Source organism: Oribacterium sp. P6A1 (genome assembly GCF_000702885.1).
Classification (GTDB): Bacteria; Bacillota; Clostridia; order Lachnospirales; family Lachnospiraceae; genus Oribacterium.
On record NZ_JNKO01000004.1, the window covers coordinates 64,668 to 83,913 of the forward strand.

A 19,246-nucleotide genomic window follows, 5' to 3' on the forward strand; every position below is an offset into this window, starting at 1 on the left:
AAAGCTTGGGAGAAAAATGATGGATAATGGAATGCCTAAGCGCATGATTTGGCTTGATTCCGTACGTGGTCTCGCTATTCTTATAGTGCTGGCGGTTCATATCATACAGGCAGTGCCGAAATATCATGATGCTGTATCGGGATGCGGTAAAATGGGCGTATGGCTTCTGTTTCTGCTTACCGGTTTTTTTACATTTCGTCCATATCTTATTGATAATAAGATAAATACTGATATAAATAGCGTCAATCCGGAAGATAAAACCTTCGTGAAACAATATGTGATGGCTTCTTTAAGGTTTTATCTTAAAAGAATAATCCGCATCTACCCGGCATTTTCAGTGGTTCTGGTGTTAAGTGTTTTAATCGGATATCTTGGGATTCCGGAAGCTGTGAAGAATTTTCTGCTTCTGGAAGGAACAGGTCATTTTTGGACTTTACCGGTGGAACTTAAGTTCTATCTGGTGACACCGCTTTTCGGATTTGTATTTTCGGTGTTTAAGAAAAGAGAATATAGGATAAGTCTGCTTGTATTTACAGCTGTTATGTTTTCATTTCTTTTCTTCTATAAAAACTGTCCCGAAAACAGCATACAGCTTGGATGGTACCTTCCGGTGCTTTTGTCAGGAGCCTTACTTAACTATGTTATATGTAATGGTCATAAGACTACAGATGGTGAAAATGCTTCATTCAAGAGAAATAAAACAAGGCTTTCCATATATGATGCAGCAGCAGTAAGTATCCTTGTTTTGCTTTTTCTTATGGTTCCGGGAATAAGACATGTGATTTTCGGGATACCGGTGAGCAGATACCTGTCGGATAAATATCTGTTTTTGAGTTTGCTTTGGATGGCGTTCCTTTTTTCGATTGACAGATCTTCGTATATACTTTCATTTCTTGAAAAAAGCAGAATTCTTCCATTTTTCGGAAAAATAAGCTATTCTTTATATCTTGTTCACTATATAGTGATACAACATTTAGGATTATTCATAGAGAATCAAAAACTGAAAAGTGTAATGGCATTGATCCTGAGTCTTATTCTTTCTCTTCTTCTGGAGAGGATAATCGAAAGACCGGTCATAAGATTATCAAAGAAACTATTCAGCTGACTTAACAGACTGAACTTTTAAACTTTGTTGGCGGGTCAGATGGGAGCCAGGATGATCCCGGCCCCTGCCTGAACCAAGGAGGTAATAATGGATAAAACAGAACAGCAGGCAAGACAGGAAATACTTGATCTTGTATCTGAGTATGCAAAAAAATATAAGATGCCGGCAAAACCCTACGAGGAAGGTGACCGTATACCTTACGCAAGCCGTGTATTTGATGATAAGGAAATGGTGAATCTCGTTGACAGTGCTCTTGAGTTTTGGCTTACTGCAGGAAGATTTACAGATGAGTTTGAGAAGAAATTCGGAGAGTACCTTGGTGTAAGGTATGTGAGCCTTGTCAATTCAGGCTCAAGTGCAAATCTTCTTGCCTTCAGTACTCTTACAAGTCCGCTTTTGAAGGATAGGCAGATAAGAAGAGGCGATGAGGTCATCACTGTGGCAGCGGGCTTCCCGACTACGGTAAATCCTATCATACAGTATGGTGCGGTTCCTGTATTCGTGGATGTAACATTTCCGACCTGTGATATAGATGTGAGTAGGCTGGAAGAGGCTTACAGCCCTAAAACCAAGGCTGTTATGATAGCCCATACTCTCGGAAATCCGTTTAACTTAAAGGCGGTAAAGGAGTTCTGTGATAAGCATGGTCTCTGGCTTGTGGAAGATAATTGTGACTCTCTGGGAACCACCTATGAGATTGACGGGGAGACAAAGCTTACAGGTACCATAGGTGATATAGGAACCTCAAGTTTCTATCCGCCTCATCATATGACCATGGGAGAAGGAGGAGCCTGCTATACCAACAATCCCCTTCTTCACCGTATCATGAGAAGCTTCAGAGACTGGGGACGTGATTGCTGGTGCGCACCGGGCAGGGACAATACCTGCGGACATCGTTTTGACGGACAGTATGGGGAGCTTCCAAAGGGTTACGACCATAAATATGTTTATTCACATTTCGGATACAATCTTAAGGCTACCGATATGCAGGCTGCAGTCGGTGTTGCACAGCTTGAGAAGTTCCCTTCATTTGTTGAAAGAAGAAAACATAATTTCAGCTTCCTTAAGAAGCTTCTGGTTGAGGGCGGAGCAGAGGACAAGCTCATACTTCCGGAGGCTGAGCCCGGTTCAGATCCAAGCTGGTTCGGTTTTCTTATGACCTGCAGGGAAGGTGTGGACAGAGAGCATGTAGTCAGATATGTGGAGGACCACGGAGTACAGACAAGAATGCTGTTTGCAGGAAATTTCATTAAGCATCCATGCTTCGATGAGATGCGTAAGTCGGGAGAAGGATATCGTGTTGTGGGAAGTCTGGAAAATACAGACAGGATCATGAGAGATACTTTCTGGGTAGGTCTTTATCCCGGAATGACTGACGAGAAGCTGAGCTATATGGCTAAAGTTCTGATAGAGGCATTAAAATAATCATATGAACAATACTATAGAAAAAAATGACTGGGATTTTGACCTTGAAAAGATACACAGGGCCAATCTCGAGATACTTAAAGCCATACGGGATATATGTGAGAAACACAATATCTCTTATCTTATTGATTCCGGAACCCTTCTTGGTGCTGTAAGGCACAAGGGATTCATCCCATGGGATGATGATGTGGATCTTTGCTTCAGACGAGAAGAATTTGAAAAGTTCAAGGCCATAGCAAATCTTGAGCTTCCGGCTGAGATGGAACTGGTGATGCCTTATGAATACAGAAACGGTGAATCCTTCTATGATTTCGTTCCGAGAGTGGTTTATCTTAATTCGAGAAGACATTCGGAAGATGATGAGGATATGGAGTTTTATGAGGGTAAACTCAATCATCTGTGGGTTGACCTTTTTATAATAGACAGACTTCCTTCTGATAAGACTGAGGCAAAGCTCATGAAGCTTAAGCAGCAGATATATTTTGGACTCGGAATGGCTCACAGAAGAAAACTTGACTGGTCAAAGTATAAAGGATTACAGAAGCTGGAGGTTATGGTTCTTGTGGGACTCGGAAAGCTGATTTCCATGAATACCATATTCAAGTGGCAGGATCAGAGTGCAAGAAAGTACACAGATCTTTATAACGGGAATGAGCTTAAGGAAGAAGGACAGTCGTTTTTTTCAAATTATCAGCCTGATTTCCAGTACTGTACCGTAAAGGATTCCTGGGAGGAACCTATTCACTTTGAGTTCGAAGGAGAAAAGTTCACAGGACCGAAGGAGTGGGATAAGGTTTTAAAAATGCTCTATGGGGATTATATGAAGCTTCCTCCAGTGGAAAAGAGGCAGCCATCCCATAGCGGACGTGAACTTGAGATACTGGAAAACAGGGATTAACTTTCCGATATGGACTTTTGGAACTCACGTCATATATCGGATAATGAACAGGAGATATCATGAAACTGTTGAGCATCGTTGTTTCTGCCTACAATGAAGAGGCGGGGATAAATGAGTTTTACAGAGTTACAAGAGAATACGCAAAGTACCTGAGGGATAAGAACTGGGATTATGAATTTATCTTTGTGAATGACGGATCAAAAGATGCAACCGGGGAAATACTTCTTGAACTGTCTGAAAAGGATCCGGAGCACGTGAAGTTTATAAGTTTTTCCAGAAATTTCGGGCATGAAGCGGCTATGATAGCCGGACTTGATTATGCGGAAGGTGACGGGATGGTATTTATGGATGCTGATCTTCAGCATCCTCCCGAGAATCTTGAAAAGATAATTGATGCCTTTGATTCCGGATTTAAGGTTGTTTCCATGGTCAGAACAAGAAATGAAACAGCGGGTATCATAAAAAAGATCACCAGCGGTGGATTTTACTGGTTCATTAATAAGGTATCGGATATATACCTTGAACCCAATGCCTCGGATTTCTTTGCCATAACCCGATCTGTACAGGATATTCTGAAAAAGAATTACCGTGAGAAGGTGAGGTTTCTTCGCGGTTACGTACAGAATGTCGGGTTCAGAAAGACTACCATAGAGTATGAGGCGGCTCCGAGAGTTGCCGGAAGCAGTCATTACTCCATAAAGAAACTTTTTACCTTTGCCATGAATACCATCATGTGCTTTTCCAATGTTCCGTTGAAGCTTGGAATATTTGCCGGCTTTTTCAGCGGTTTCCTGGGCATGGTTCTTCTTATATATACTCTATGTACCCATGACGGGGCTCCGTCAGGCTATGCCACCATAGTGGTACTGTTATGTTTTATGTTTGCGGTACTGTTCATAGTCATAGGAATCATCGGAGAATATATTGCGGTTCTGTTTGAAGAGCTTAAGGACAGACCTCTGTATATTATTGAAGATATGAAGAACTTTGATAAAGAGAATGGTTTGAGCTGAACTTGCAGGCAGGTATATGGGTTTTTTAAGATGCGATATCACATATCGCATCTTTTTTTTATTAAATTAATAACATTTAATATATCAATTTAATATTCCCTGATTGCTTTCGAAAATCATCATAAAAATTCTATGGTCATCAATATATGAAAGGATTTTCAAGATTCAAAGAAGAATAATCTATTCTATCCCTTGCAGTGGATGGATATAATCTACTCAAGAAACACGGGAGAACCCGTAAACACAGAAAATCTAGGAGGATTGGATTATTATGAAGAAAGCACTTAGCATTCTCACAGTTTCAGCAATGGCAGTATCTATGCTTGCAGGTTGTGGTTCATCTAACACAGCAGCTACAACAGCAGCAGCTACAGAGGCTGCAAAGACAGAGGTAGCTGCAACAGAGGCTGCAAAGACAGAGACAGCAGCAGCTACAGAGGCAGCAACAGCCGCAGCAGCAGAGGCAGGAGCAACTGACCTTGCAGACAAGAAGGTAGGCGTTTGTATTTATCAGTTCTCAGATAACTTCATGACACTTTTCAGAACAGAGCTTCAGTCATATCTTGAGTCACTTGGATTTAAGCCTGAGAACATTTCAATCGTTGACGGTGCTAACGATCAGGCAACTCAGACAAACCAGATTCAGAACTTCATCACATCAGGTGTAGATGTTCTTATCATCAATCCTGTAAACTCTTCATCAGCAGCTACAATCACAGATATGGTTACAGCAGCTAACATCCCTCTCGTATACATCAACAGAGAGCCTGATGAGCAGGAAGAGAAGAGATGGGCAGACGAGAACATGAACGTAACATATGTTGGCTGTGATGCTCGTCAGTCAGGAACAATGCAGGGTGAAATCGTTGCAGACCTTGAGAACAAGGGTGATATCAACGGCGATGGCAAGGTTTCTTACATCATGATCGAAGGTGACCCTGAGAACGTTGATGCTCAGTACAGAACAGAGTTCTCAGTTAAGGCACTTAAGGATGCAGGCATCGAGGTTGAGGAGCTTGATGATCAGGTTGGTAACTGGGATCAGGCACAGGCTCAGTCACTTGTTGCTAACTCACTTGCTCAGCATGGTAAGGATATCGAAGTAGTATTCTGTAACAACGACGCTATGGCACTTGGTGCTCTTCAGGCTATCGAGGCTGCAGGCGAGACAGTTGGAACAGATGTATATCTTCTTGGTGTAGATGCTCTTCAGGAGGCTTGCGAGAACGTTAAGTCAGGAAAGCAGACAGGTACAGTATTTAATGACCACATCTCACAGTCACACTCAGCAGCAGATGCAGCTGTTAAGTACCTTAAGGGTGAGACAAATGATCACTACATCGGCTGTGATTATGTAAAGGTTACAACATCTAATGTTGATGACATCCTTGCTTCACTTGGCTGATTAACAAAACAGAAGTAACTAATTTAATTAAGATTATTAGACAGGAGTGCGGGTGCGAAAACGCACCTGTGCTCCTGCTTTGTAAAAAAGTAAAGATTACTGGAGGACAAAATGGCGGAATATAAACTGGAACTTAGAGGGGTATCTAAGTCATTCCCGGGTGTAAAAGCGCTGGATAAAGTCAATCTTGCTGTTCGTCCAGGTACAGTTCTCGCACTCATGGGAGAAAACGGTGCCGGAAAGTCAACACTTATGAAGTGCCTTTTTGGTATCTATCACATGGATGAAGGAGAAATATATCTGGATGGTGAGAAAGTTGAGATCGCTAACCCGGATGAAGCAGCAAAGCGAGGAGTAGCGATGGTACACCAGGAGCTTCAGCCTATCCCGGCAAGAAGTATCGGTGAAAACATGTATCTGGGCCGTTTCCCGGTTAAGAAGTACGGACCGATACAGATGATAGACCATGCTACCATGTTCGCTGAAACGGAGAAGTGGTTAAAGGAGCTGGGTCTTGAGTACAATCCAAAGGCTCTTCTCGGATCCTTATCCATAGGTCAGATGCAGCTGGTAGAAATTGCCAAGGCGGTTTCCCGTGAGGCAAAGGTAATCATCTTCGATGAGCCTACATCTTCACTTTCAGACAATGAAGTAGATTTCCTTTTTAAGGTAATGAATCAGCTCAGAGACCGTGGCGTTTCCATGATCTATATTTCCCACAAAATGGATGAGATCAAGAGAATAGCCGATGATATTCAGGTAATGCGTGACGGTACATATGTAGGAACATGGCCTGCAGCAGAGCTTACAACAGATCAGATCATCGCAAAGATGGTAGGTCGTGAACTCACTCAGATCTATCCTGAACATCAGCATGAGATCGGTGAAGTTGTCCTTGAAGTGGAAAATGTAAGTTCCATCCATGCAAAGTCCTTCCAGAATTGTTCCTTTAATATCCGTAAGGGAGAAATCCTCGGATTTGGCGGACTTGTTGGTGCACAGAGAACAGAGCTTATGGAAGGTATCTTCGGAATAAGACATCTTTCAGAAGGAACAATAAAGATTCACGGCAAGGAAGTAAAGATCACAAAACCTAAGGATGCCATGGATGCCGGTATCGGTATGATCACAGAGGATCGTAGAGGAAACGGTATCTTCGGATGTCTTTCCATCAAGGATAATGTAGGCATTTCCATTTATAACAAGCATCTTAAGGGTGGATTTGTTCTTGATCATCCGACAATAAACAAAATCGTTGATGATAGCATCAAGCAGCTTTCTATCAAAACACCAAGCATGAACCAGCATATCGAGAATCTTTCCGGTGGTAACCAGCAGAAGGTAATCGTATCAAGATGGCTGGCAAATGATCCTGACATCCTTATCATGGATGAGCCTACAAGAGGTATCGACGTAGGAGCCAAGCATGAGATCTATGAGATCATGGAGGATCTTGCAAAGCAGGGCAAAGCCATCATAATGATCTCTTCAGAAATGCCTGAGCTTCTCGGTATGGCGGATCGAGTTTATGTAATGTGTAACGGTAAAATCACCGGTCAGATAGATCAGCAGGAAGACATGACTCAGGAAAAGGTCATGACCTTTGCAACCAAGTTCTGATTGAGTATTTGAGATTAAGGGGAAAGTAAAATGCAGAAGACACAAAAACAGAAAATCACGGATTTTCTTATCAATAACGGTGTTATCATCGTAATGTTCATACTCGTAATTTATACGGGATTAACAACCAAGAATTTCTTGACACCAAACAACTTCCTGAACCTTCTTGCTAACATGTCCTACAGACTTGTTATAGCTCTTGGTATTTCAGGTGCTGTTATCACCGGCGGATGTGATCTTTCCGGTGGACGTATGGTAGGTTTTGGCGCATGTATCGCAGGTACACTTCTTCAGAAGCAGGAGTATGGCGGACGTTTCTTCCAGGAAGGCTTCCTTGCAAGCATCACACCGCTTAATCCGTTCCTGGTACTTATTATAGCAATGCTTATCTGCGGATGCTTCGGTGCAGTCACAGGCTGGTTCATAGCATTTCTTCATGTTCCACCATTCATTTCCACACTTGCAATGATGGAGATCATCTATGGTCTTGGTCTTATCTACACAGGTGCAACACCTCTTGGAGGATATGTAACCTCATACACAGGTTTCTCAACAGGCAGATTCCTGGGACTCAGCTGGCTCATCTGGATGGCAATTGCCATGGCAGGAATCACATGGTTCATTTATAACATGACCCGTCATGGTAAGTACATGTATGCTATCGGTGGCAACCCACAGGCAGCAGAGGTTGCCGGTGTACCTGTTAAGCTTACAATGGTACTCATCTATGCAAAGGCATCTGCATTCTTCGCAATGGCAGGCTTCATGCTCGGAGCAAAGGCAGGTGGTGCATCCATCAATACCGGTCTTTCATACGAGATGGAAGGTATCGCAGCCTGCGCCCTCGGCGGTGTATCTGTAACAGGTGGACGTGGTAAGGTTTCATCAGCTATCATCGGTGTAGCCGTACTTGAACTTCTGAAGGTTGCACTCCAGTTCCTCGGAGTAGATGCAAACTCTCAGTACATAGCAATCGGTATCGTAATTTTCGTAGCTATCTCACTGGATATCAGAAAGTACGTACAGAAGAAGTAATTGAGCGAAGTAAATCGATAGATTATAATGAGGTCTGTGACTTATGCCACAGACCTTTTTTATTAGTTTATGTGAGGTATTTATATGGTGATACTTGCGGAAAACCAGACAGTCATAACACAGTTTTTATCTGCCCATGCAATGCAGCTTTTTATGGGCGCGATTTTCATATACTACGCTGTAAAGCTTTTGGTATTTAAGGACGTGGATGCAGTAAGACCAAAGGAATGGGGCAAGCTTAAGGAAGAAAATGTTGAGCCTTATGCAAAAGAGATGGGAATACTTATCCTGTGCTTTGCAGCCTGTGTTTTTGTGATGGAGGTTGTGTCACAGTATGACGGACTTATGGGGATGCTGTTCCTTCTTCTGTCTATAGCTGTGGTATTTTTCAGATTTAAGAAGATAGAAGAAAAGTACGGAAACAGGAATCATATGGGAATGTGATCTAAAATAATATAAAGATATACAGATATTAAGTGAGGCAGATAGTGAGGAACGGCGAGACTAAGAATTATTCGGTTATGCTGGTGGATGATGAAGAGACAGTAATACAGGTCATCATCAATAAAATTGATTGGGAGAGTCTGGGATTTTCTGTTCAGGGATATGCCCATAACGGACTGGAGGCTCTGGAGATGGCGGAGGAAAATCAGCCTGATGTGGTCATGACTGATATCAAGATGCCGTATATGGACGGTCTTGAGCTGGCAAGAAGACTTAAGGAACAGTATCCTACCATCAAGATCATCATTTTCTCCGGTTTCGATGAGTTTGAATATGCAAAGGAAGCCATAAGACTGGAGGCTGAGGAATACATTCTGAAGCCTATAGATTCCACAGAGCTGAGTGAGGTCTTCAAAAGGATCAAAGGATCCCTTGATAAGGAATTTAACGAGAAGCAGAACATAAATATGCTCAAGAAATACTATCAGGAAAGTCTTCCCATACTTCAGGAAAATTTCTATACAGCACTTATAGAAGGGCGTGCTGATGAAGAGACATTGGCAAGAGACATGATGGATTATCAGGTCAGTCTCGATGGTCCGTACTATGATGTGGTGATACTTCACAACAGTACCTCACTTGCTCCGGAAGGAATAAACCCTCTTCTCATAACCATGTCTGTAAGAAAGTTATGGGAGGAGCATATAAGCAGGAAATGGGATGCCAGATTTTTCTCTTATCTCGGTAATGTCATAATACTTGTGAGGATGGAATCGGAAAGTGAAGTAAGGCAGCTGACGGATGAATGCCAGGTTCTGTGCAGGCTCAGCAAGCATATTTCAAAGGCTACGATAACAGCAGGAATAGGAAAGCCGGTTTCAAATATCATGAATCTTCCGAAAGCCTATACGGGAGCCAGGGAAGCTACATCCTACAGAGTGATTTACGGCCGCGGGCAGGCTATAAATATCGCAGAGATAGTTCCTGAGGATAACAGGACGGCTGACAGCATAAAGTCGGATAATACAGAAGATAAGCTCTATTCTGTATTTAAGGCCATAAAGATGGATACAGAGGAAAAGCTTGATGAGGAAATAGATAGCTTCATAACTGATGAAGCACCGGTCAATCCTTCCATCCAGGACTATAAGTTCTTTGTTATGGATCTCGTAACTGAGATATACAGATTTATGAAGGCAAATCATGTGGAACCTTCAGCAATATTCGGAAAGGATGAGGATCCCTTTGATAAGGTACAGCACTTAGATATCAGCGAACTCAAAAAATGGCTGAAAAAGACCACTCATGATATCAGGGAGACACTTCGTCTAAACCGTTCCGATACCACCAGAAGTTTTGTGTCAAAGGCTATTGACTATGTAAGAGAGAATTATGGAAACAAAGATCTTACGGTTGAGAGTATCTGTTCATATCTTGTTATAAGTTCAGCATATTTCTCCACTGTGTTTAAGAAGGAGACCGGCAAGACCTTTATAAATTATCTGACAGATATAAGGATGGAAAAGGCTGTCCGCATGCTTCTCGAAGAAAATGAGAAGACCTATGTTATAGCCGAGGCTGTGGGTTACAGTGATCCAAATTACTTCAGTTATGTTTTTAAAAAGAAATTCGGAGTATCACCTTCAAGGTATAAGATGCAGCAAAATGGATGATAATGTTCACATTAAATCAAATGAAATGAATGCGGGTGCGCCGAGGGATCAGCAGGAAGCCCGTGAGAGGGACAGACTGGTAAAGGAGAGTTTCAGAAAGACCAAAAGTGTTTTTTACAAATATATGCCCCATGATATTCAGGGCACCATACTTTTGACCTTTACCATAGTCTCCTTCACACTGCTCATGATCCTCGGAATTGTGCTGTACACCCTGTTTGCCCGGCGTATGAGCACGAGCTCCATTGAGACTACGGAACAGCTTATGAAACAGTCTGTGGTAAATCTTGAGGATTATCTTCTCAGTATGAGGCGTATTTCCGATGCCATGTACTATGACGTTATCAAGAATACAGATGTAGCCGAAGATTCCGTGGATAATGAGATGAATCTGATTTATGAGGCTCATAAGGATAATCTGGTGAGCTTTTCACTGTTTCTTAATGACGGAAGACTCGTTTCAGCCACTCCCATAGCCAAGGTCAAGGAGGACCTGGATGTAACAAGTCAGGTATGGTTCACATCAGCTCTTGAAAAGATGGAAAACCTGCATTTTTCAACGCCGCATGTGGAAAATCTGTTTCTGGATCCTACCTTCAGGTACAGCTGGGTGGTATCCCTGAGCCGGGCGGTGGAGCTTACGGAGGGCAGTAATCCTACACTTGGAGTGCTGCTTGTTGATATGAACTATTCTACCATCAAACAGATGATGGACAGAATCAACAAGGACAGTACCGGGCAGTATGTTTATCTTACTGATTCCAGCGGAAATATCATCTATCATCCCAGACAGATGCAGCTGAACTATGAGATAATCAGGGAAAACAATATTAATGAAGCCCACTATACCGACGGTCTCCATGAGGAAGTATTTCAGGGGGAGCACAGACAGGTGATAGTGGAAAGCATTTCCTATACCGGATGGAAATTAATAGCTGTTTTGCCTGAAAGTGCCTACCAGCTTGATATAAGCAATATGCGTTTTCTTGTCATACTTCTTCTTGCCTGTGTGCTTCTTATAATGATCTTTATTAACCGGATGATATCAAGCAGACTTTCTCTTCCCCTTAATCTTTTAAACAAATCCATCAGAAATATGGAAAATGGTGATATGTATCCGGAAGACATCTATGTAGGAGGTACCCGGGAGGTAGAGCATCTGGGAAGAACTCTGAGACATTCCATAGAGCGGATCAATCAGCTTATGGATGACATAGTCATAAAACAGGAGGAAAAGAGAAAATCAGAAATGGACGCTCTCCAGTCCCAGATAAACCCGCACTTCCTTTATAATACCCTGGATTCCATAGTCTGGATGATAGAAGGTGGCCATAACAAAGATGCGGTTTTCATGGTTACACAGCTGGCAAGTCTATTCCGGATCAGTCTTAGCAGGGGGAAAAACATCATTTCCCTTGAACAGGAGATACGACATGCCGAGAACTACATGAATATACAGAAAGTAAGATACAAGAATGTCTTCAATGTAGTGTTCGATATCGATGAGAAGATAAAGAACTATTCCACTATAAAACTCATTATCCAACCAATTCTGGAAAATGCCATATATTACGGTGTCGGTGATATGGATCCGGATGATGGCGGAGAAATCAGGATATCCGCAAAATTTGTCCCCGACATAGCTGGTTTTCTCACCATAAGTAATGAGAATAATGAAGTTGAATCAGGTGATGCTGAGTTTTCCCATGAGAGTAAAGGATTATCCGAAGGGGATATTTACATCGATGTCACAGATAACGGATTCGGTATGCCTCCCGAGGTGTGTGAAAATCTTCTTAATGAGGATTATGAACAAAAGAGCAGTACGGTTAAGCACGGTTCCGGTGTGGGACTAGTGAATGTAAATAATCGTATCAGACTGCGATTCGGTGAGCAGTACGGACTCAGTGCAGAATCGGAGCCTGACGAGGGAACCAGGATCACCATACATATTCCGGCGATTCCGTTTAACGAAGAGAATCAGAAGATCCTGGAAAGCGGACATTACAGAACATTGAGAAGTAAAGAAAAGAACGGTGATAAAGCATGAATGATGATCATGAAATAATTCTGCCTTTGGTTATCGGCATATTTATAGTTATCCTGTTCTGTGTGGTAATGCTTATTAAGGGTACAAATACTGAGGTATACAAGGTTTCTGTTATTGTAAGTAATTCCGCATCAGACAGATGGGTGAACTTTAAAGCAGGGGTGGAGCAGGCAGCCAAAGATAACAATATAAGACTGGATTATGTTTATACAGATTATATAGACAATATCTATACAGAAGCCTCAATTATTAATGACGAGATCAGCCAGGGTGCTCATGGTATCATAGCGGATTTTTGCCTGAGTGAAGGTGTGGAGGATGTGATTGATTCCATAAGTGCAAGAGTTCCCATTATGCTGGTGGAAACAAGTGTCAAAGCCGATGCGGATATAAGAGGTAATCACGCAACTGTGATGCCTGACAACTATGCTATTGGAAGGGCCATAGGAAATGAAATCGTCATAGACTATGGCGAAGGTCTCAAAGGAATGAAGATAGGTATAGTTGCGGGAAACCAGAATCAGTATGCCATGCAGGACAGACTTAAGGGCTTTTTGGATGCAACCGGGAAAATGAGCCCTGATGTGGTATGGTGCATTTCCGAGAACAGATATACTGAAGATGAGCTTATAAAGAGCAATGAGAAAAAATCTGCAGATATAGTGGTAGGTCTCGATAACAACAGTATGGAGACTGCAGTGGACTATTTTGTAGGTGAAAAAAGCTCCAATGTCAGATTATACGGTTCCGGATGTAGTAAAAAACTTATTTATTATATAGATGCCGGTGAAGTGGAATCCATGATAGTACCCGATGATTTCAGCATGGGTTATCAAAGTATGTCTGATCTGGCCATTAAGCTTCAGAACCGTACCTCGGCGCTAATGGACAGGGAAGTCGGCTTCAGCATAGTAAACAGGGAAAATCTGTTTGCGGGAGATAATCAGCAGATACTGTTCCCTATAGTTCAGTGATATGGTGAGATGGTATGAGGAAAACATTTATTGTTTTATTTATTATGGGAATTATGGCAGCCTGTTCCGGGTGCAGTGCGGAAGCGGCTTCGGAACAGGAGACTGACAGAGAGATCAAGATCGGTGTCACGGTTTATGACCGTTACGATACATTCATCTCCTCCATACTTGAGGATCTTAATGAAGACGTCCTGAAGGCAAGAACCGAAAAAGGACGGGGAATCGTCCTTGAAACATACAACTCCGCCCAGAGTCAGGCTACCCAGGATGATCAGGTGGAGGAAATGATCAAGGATGGATGTGATGTTATATGTGTGAATCTTGTGGATCGTACGGCTCCATCCAATATTATAGATGCTGCAAGAAACGCCAATGTTCCCATAGTATTTTTCAACAGGGAGCTTGTGGATGAGGACATGCACAGATGGGACAGGCTCTACTATGTTGGTGCAGACGCATTTTTATCAGGTGTCATGCAGGGAGAGCTGGCAGTGGATGTCATCAAAGAAAAAAATGTTGATAAGAATCATGACGGAGAGATCCAGTATGTGATGCTGGAGGGAGAGGCCGGACATCAGGATGCCATAGTGCGTTCAGAGAACTGTGTCAAAAGGATGCTGGAGCTTGGGGTAAAGCTTGATAAGCTTGGATACGCCATAGCCAACTGGAACAGAGCTCAGGCAGCGACACAGATGGAAAAAATGATAAAAAATCATGGATCAGAGATAGAATTTGTATTTGCCAACAACGATGATATGGCACTCGGGGCAATTGATGCATATACAGCCTCAGGGATAAACCGCAGCAAGTGGCCATGTATAATAGGAATCGACGGAACAGAGCCCGGACTTTCAGCGGTAAAAGACGGTACAATGGATGCTACAGTCTACAATGATGCCAGGGGACAGGCAGAAGCGATATTTCAGCTTGCCTACAGGCTTTCATGCGGTGAGAGTCTTTCGGGACTTCAGCTTCAGGGAGACAAGTATATACGTCTCCCGTATCAGAAGATAACACAGGAAAATGTGGATAAGTTCAGATAACAAACATTTGAAAAATACCATCAAAAAAACTGCCGGCCGGATTGATAATCTGACCGGTGGTTCTTTTTTATGATGGTTCCATCTCATTCCAGTATTTCACGCCGTTATCTATCATACCGGTATATGTTTTTTTCAGGACAGATCTGAAAGCTTTACAGTCATTTTCATAACCGAATTTTGAAGGTATGAAATAGCTTATGTCCAGTATATCTCCGGCTATTTTAGAGGCAAGATTTTTGTCGTTCAGTCTGATGAGACCGAAGATGGTTGAATCATAAGTCTTGTCCTCCACACAGCTTTTTATCCAAAACTTTGCGAAATCCTCCCATTCCTTAATAAGAATCTCATCCGTTGGAAAATCAAGGACACAGAGATCTTTCAAATATTGAGTGACTTCTTTCCTGATGCGCCCCTTATTTAAGAAATTGATTCCCAGACGACCGGTTATAAGAAGATTCATCCATGCCGCAATGAAATTATCCACTCGCACACCGTTTACTTTTTTTTCGGGATATCGCTTCAAAAGTATCTCCAGGCGTCTTTCATTTTGAGACAGGACCTCATTAAGACTCTGGCTGCCGGAGTCTGTTTCTTTACGTAAGTCTGATATGATTTTTTTCAGTATACGTTCTCTTTCATCTATATCAGTGATCTCATAGTAGTGCAGCGGCCAGTTCTCTTCGTAATCTGTATGTTCTTTATTATCAGTGCGTAAAAGCATTATCTACCTCCGGTATGCAAAGGAAATCCAATTTAGATCCTTTTTTTATCAGACAGCATTTATTCTATCATAAGCGCATGGAAAAATATAAATCAAATAGTCTGACATGCTTGACAGGAGAAGAACATGATGCTATCATGTTCAAAATTTGAGAGGAGAAAGAAAAAATGAACAAGAAAATCTTCGAAAATAAAGACAGAATCGACTGGATGATAACTTTGGTTCCGTTTCTTCTTATAGTGTTTCTATGTATATTGTTTTTTGTTTTCCCGGATGATTCCAATGTGGTACTTAACGGTATAAGAAATTTTCTCGGAGACAGCTTCGGAGTTTATTATCTCCTCATAGGACTTGGCACGGCCATAGCTTCAATTTATATTTCCTTTTCAAAGTACGGAAGCATTGTACTTGGAGAACAGGATGAAAAACCAAAATACAGCTTTTTTGCCTGGGGTTCCATGATGTTCACCTGCGGACTTGCGGCAGATATACTGTTCTATTCCCTCTGCGAATGGATACTGTACTGGGAGGACCCCCATACTGCGGAGCTTGGAAATCTGATGGACTGGTCATCAACCTTTACCCTTTTTCACTGGGGACCCATACCCTGGGGATTTTATCTGGTACTTGCTGTGGCATTCGGATTTATGCTCCATGTCAGGAAACGTAAGCGCCAGAAGTATTCAGAGGCCTGCAGACCGCTGCTTGGAAAGTATACGGATCTTCTTCCGGGCAGATTAATAGACCTTCTGGCGGTATTTGCCCTTCTTGCAGGAACCGCAACCACATTTTCAGTTGCGACACCGCTTTTGAGTCAGGCTATCAAATCCCTTATAGGTTTGGAAATTTCTGACAGGATCATAACCATAGTCATACTTGTGACAACCTGCATTATTTATACTTATTCCGTAATGAAGGGAATGATAGGAGTTTCCATACTTGCCAATGTCTGCACCTACCTTTTCTATGGCCTGCTCCTTTACGTGCTTCTGTTCGGCGGACAGTGCAGGTTCATAATCGAGTGCGGAGTTTCCGCCATGGGAAGACTGGCGCAGAATTTCATAGGTCTTTCAACCTATACAGATCCCACAAGATCCACAGGCTTTGCACAGAACTGGACCATATTCTACTGGGCATACTGGATGGTTTGGTGTGTTGCGGCACCTTTCTTTATCGGAAGTATATCAAGAGGACGAACAGTGAGACAGACTATCCTTGGGGGATACGTATTCGGTATGGGAAGTACCTTCGTGAGCTTTATCGTTCTCGGAAACTATGGACTGGGACTTCATATGTCAGGAAAGCTGGATGTTGTATCTTTCTATGAAAAGACGGGAGATCTTTACGTGACCATAATTGAGATCATAAATCAGCTTCCCCTGGCGCCCCTTGTGATGGTGGCGCTTATAATAGCCATGATAGCTTTTTATGCCACATCTTTTGATTCCATAACCCTGGTGGCTGCCCAGTACAGCTATAAGGATCTCAGGGAGGATGAAGAGCCTAAGGGTCCCATAAAGGCCTTCTGGTCTGTTCTTCTTATACTTCTCCCTGTGGCACTTGTATTCTCCGACAGCTCCATGTCAAACATACAGTCAGTCAGCATAATCGCGGCATTCCCTATAGGACTTGTGATAATGCTTATAACGGCGGCATTTGTAAAGGACGCGGAGTTGTTCTTAAGAGAGATTGAACAGACGGAAAAAGAAGGTGTAAAAATCTTACAGGCTCATAAGCCGGTGAAGGCTAAGGAAGAGGATGAACTCTCAGATGATAAAATAGAAGAAATCATCGAGAATTGGGAGTACATGTATGGAGATAGAGGATGATTTGTGATAAAATGCTCATGCTGCTTTTTGGCGGCATGAGCATTTTAATTTATTAACGGGAGATGATACCATGCTTCAGGGCTTTTTTAATTATGACAATCCTATCTGGCGTTTTGTAGGAAGATTAGGAGATATGATGATTCTCAATGTACTTTGGATTCTGTGTTCTCTGCCTGTATTTACCATAGGGGCATCCACGACTGCACTGTACTACTGCACACTGAAGATAGTGAGAAATGAGGATTACGGCAATATAAAGATGTTTTTTAAATCCTTCAGGCAGAATTTCAGGCAGGCCACCCTTATCTGGATTCCCATGCTTTTCATAGGAGGAGTACTGGCATTTGATTTTTATTTTTTCGGAAAGATCATGGAAAATGCCGGTGTAATGAGGATCGTCTGCCAGGCGGTGACCATCGCCATCATGGTTATCTGGCTTTTTGTGTTCCTTTATGTATGGCCGGTGCTCAGCAGATTTGAAAACACCATAAAGAATACAGTGCTTAATGCAGCCTTTATGTCCGTACGCTATCTCGGTTCCACATTGGGTATGCTCGTAAGTGATGTGATAGTTATGGGTATAGCCTATGTCTGCTTATTTTATGTAGGATGGATTACAGCTATTATGGTACTTATGGGATATCCGCTTCTTGCATGGATCAATTCCACCATGCTGGAACATATTTTCAAGAATTTTATGCCAAAAGAAGATGTAGATCACTATGAGTGATTGTTCATATAACGTTCATAATTGTTTACAATTTGTTCAAACGGAAAACATAGTTTGTTCACCGTTGACTTTTATAGTATAAGCATGATAACAAAAGTGTTATCAATAGTTAATAAGATTTTTTTCATAATACTCGGGCAGGGACCATTGGTCACCTGCCCTCCTCCCTTTTATGAGATAATTTTTGGGGGCTTACTTCCGGGTTCAGAAGTAAGCCCCCTTTCTTAAAACTGAAACCTGCATCAGTTTCGCTTTAAAGATCTGTCTCTATGGGGATAGATGCCAGAGGAGCATCATTTATATCGAGACTGTCTTCAAGATTTATATTCTTGTCCTTTTTACGATAGTCTCTGGGAGACATACCGTATGCCTTATGGAAGGCGTCTTTAAAGTAGTTTGAATCACTGAAACCGTTGTTCAGAGCTACTTCGGTTACTGTATGATCTGTGTGCGCCAGTTCTATGGCAGCTTTGTTCAGACGGACATAGGTCAGATATTCATGGACTCCTATGCCGGTATCCTCTTTGAATTTTCTTGAAAGATAATTGGGGCTGAATCCGCTTGCATCCGCTATGTCTGACAGAGATATGCGCTGATTATAATTTCTGTTTATATATGTGGCGGCGAGATTAACCTGACGGTTGGTAGTATGCAATTCGTCCATCAGGGTAGTATCTATACCTGTTGAGAAACGATTTATGATAACAATCAGCTGGATGAGACACAGAGAAAGCATGACAGGACTTATCTTTGAATCATTAAATCGCTGCTCAGCCTCCATATTACGTATAAGCTGTTCCACATGAACCTGATACATGGGAGGTATCTGAAGAATAAGCTTATGTTTTCCGTCCTTCAGCATATCACTGATAAAATTCAGATTTGAGAAGCTTACATCCGGTTCCCTGAATAAAATACTGGTTCGTACAGACTGCTGTCTTGAAGTATAATGAATGATATGGGGAGTATTTGGGGGGATGATGATGACGCTTCCGGGAACAAGATTATATGAGAGGGACCTCATAAGGAAAGTGCAGCTGCCCTTGCTAAGATAAAACAGTTCATAATGATTGTGAACATGGGGGTCCATCATCTTGTAGTCTGAGCTTCTGCTTTTTGTATCAACAAATATTCTGTTAATGGAATAACCAATGATCGGCATAAAAAACCTCGTAAATCCCAAATTGATGAAATGAAAATGAGTATTATCATCCAGGACAAATAAAAAAATAGTAAAAAATTAAAAAAAAGTATTATAGCGATAAATATTCAGTGCTTTTA

At 42.1% G+C, this 19,246-nt stretch carries 16 protein-coding genes; 14 read left to right on the forward strand and 2 right to left on the reverse strand.

The window, feature by feature from the left end; translation table 11 throughout:
• Positions 1 to 16: 16 nt before the first annotated feature.
• From T515_RS03880 to T515_RS03935, 12 genes are all read left to right on the forward strand, one after another.
• Positions 17 to 1,105: an acyltransferase family protein gene (locus T515_RS03880; protein ID WP_081832658.1), complete on the forward strand. Its 1,089-nt coding sequence runs from the start codon at positions 17 to 19 to the stop codon at positions 1,103 to 1,105.
• A gap of 87 nt (positions 1,106 to 1,192) precedes the next feature.
• The gene (gene rfbH, locus T515_RS03885; protein ID WP_036607812.1) at positions 1,193 to 2,530 is read left to right on the forward strand and encodes a lipopolysaccharide biosynthesis protein RfbH; all 1,338 of its coding nucleotides are present in this window, start codon (positions 1,193 to 1,195) and stop codon (positions 2,528 to 2,530) included.
• A gap of 4 nt (positions 2,531 to 2,534) precedes the next feature.
• Positions 2,535 to 3,428: a LicD family protein gene (locus tag T515_RS03890; RefSeq protein WP_051671411.1), complete on the forward strand. Its 894-nt coding sequence runs from the start codon at positions 2,535 to 2,537 to the stop codon at positions 3,426 to 3,428.
• Between the two features lie 56 nt (positions 3,429 to 3,484).
• The gene (locus T515_RS03895) at positions 3,485 to 4,441 is read left to right on the forward strand and encodes a glycosyltransferase family 2 protein (RefSeq protein WP_036607815.1); all 957 of its coding nucleotides are present in this window, start codon (positions 3,485 to 3,487) and stop codon (positions 4,439 to 4,441) included.
• Between the two features lie 271 nt (positions 4,442 to 4,712).
• Positions 4,713 to 5,846 carry a galactose ABC transporter substrate-binding protein gene (locus T515_RS03900; protein ID WP_036607818.1) on the forward strand — a complete coding sequence of 378 codons (1,134 nt, stop codon included), beginning with the start codon at positions 4,713 to 4,715 and terminating at the stop codon, positions 5,844 to 5,846.
• A 111-nt stretch (positions 5,847 to 5,957) separates the two neighbouring features.
• Positions 5,958 to 7,466, forward strand: a complete 1,509-nt coding sequence (locus tag T515_RS03905) for a sugar ABC transporter ATP-binding protein (protein ID WP_036607820.1) — start codon at positions 5,958 to 5,960, stop codon at positions 7,464 to 7,466.
• Between the two features lie 30 nt (positions 7,467 to 7,496).
• Positions 7,497 to 8,501: an ABC transporter permease subunit gene (locus T515_RS03910; protein ID WP_036607822.1), complete on the forward strand. Its 1,005-nt coding sequence runs from the start codon at positions 7,497 to 7,499 to the stop codon at positions 8,499 to 8,501.
• A gap of 84 nt (positions 8,502 to 8,585) precedes the next feature.
• Positions 8,586 to 8,945: a hypothetical protein gene (locus T515_RS03915; protein ID WP_051671412.1), complete on the forward strand. Its 360-nt coding sequence runs from the start codon at positions 8,586 to 8,588 to the stop codon at positions 8,943 to 8,945.
• A 44-nt stretch (positions 8,946 to 8,989) separates the two neighbouring features.
• Positions 8,990 to 10,618 (forward strand): response regulator, encoded by a 1,629-nt coding sequence (locus tag T515_RS03920; RefSeq protein ID WP_330372634.1) that lies wholly within the window; start codon positions 8,990 to 8,992, stop codon positions 10,616 to 10,618.
• Complete coding sequence (locus T515_RS03925; RefSeq protein WP_242839322.1) at positions 10,611 to 12,668, forward strand: cache domain-containing sensor histidine kinase; 2,058 nt, start codon at positions 10,611 to 10,613, stop codon at positions 12,666 to 12,668. Before T515_RS03920 ends, T515_RS03925 begins: the two co-directional genes overlap by 8 nt.
• Positions 12,665 to 13,642, forward strand: coding sequence for a sugar ABC transporter substrate-binding protein (locus tag T515_RS03930; RefSeq protein ID WP_036607824.1), 978 nt, complete (start codon positions 12,665 to 12,667; stop codon positions 13,640 to 13,642). The genes T515_RS03925 and T515_RS03930 overlap by 4 nt, the downstream gene beginning before the upstream one ends.
• A 14-nt stretch (positions 13,643 to 13,656) precedes the next feature.
• The gene (locus T515_RS03935; RefSeq protein ID WP_036607827.1) at positions 13,657 to 14,685 is read left to right on the forward strand and encodes a galactose ABC transporter substrate-binding protein; all 1,029 of its coding nucleotides are present in this window, start codon (positions 13,657 to 13,659) and stop codon (positions 14,683 to 14,685) included.
• A gap of 67 nt (positions 14,686 to 14,752) precedes the next feature.
• Here T515_RS03935 and T515_RS03940 read toward each other — a convergent pair whose 3' ends face one another.
• The gene (locus tag T515_RS03940) at positions 14,753 to 15,406 is read right to left on the reverse strand and encodes a DUF6553 family protein (RefSeq protein ID WP_036607829.1); all 654 of its coding nucleotides are present in this window, start codon (positions 15,404 to 15,406) and stop codon (positions 14,753 to 14,755) included.
• 167 nt (positions 15,407 to 15,573) lie between these two features.
• Here T515_RS03940 and T515_RS03945 point away from each other — a divergent pair, with 167 nt between their 5' ends.
• Together T515_RS03945 and T515_RS03950 are read left to right on the forward strand one after the other, a co-directional pair.
• The gene (locus T515_RS03945) at positions 15,574 to 17,235 is read left to right on the forward strand and encodes a BCCT family transporter (RefSeq protein WP_081832659.1); all 1,662 of its coding nucleotides are present in this window, start codon (positions 15,574 to 15,576) and stop codon (positions 17,233 to 17,235) included.
• A gap of 70 nt (positions 17,236 to 17,305) precedes the next feature.
• On the forward strand, positions 17,306 to 17,965 hold the full coding sequence (locus T515_RS03950) for a YesL family protein (RefSeq protein ID WP_081832660.1): 660 nt from the start codon (positions 17,306 to 17,308) through the stop codon (positions 17,963 to 17,965).
• Between the two features lie 253 nt (positions 17,966 to 18,218).
• Here the strand turns inward: T515_RS03950 and T515_RS16385 are convergent, their stop codons facing one another.
• Entirely contained in the window at positions 18,219 to 19,127 is a 909-nt protein-coding gene (locus tag T515_RS16385) for a helix-turn-helix transcriptional regulator (RefSeq protein ID WP_051671413.1), read from the reverse strand.
• Positions 19,128 to 19,246 lie beyond the last annotated feature (119 nt).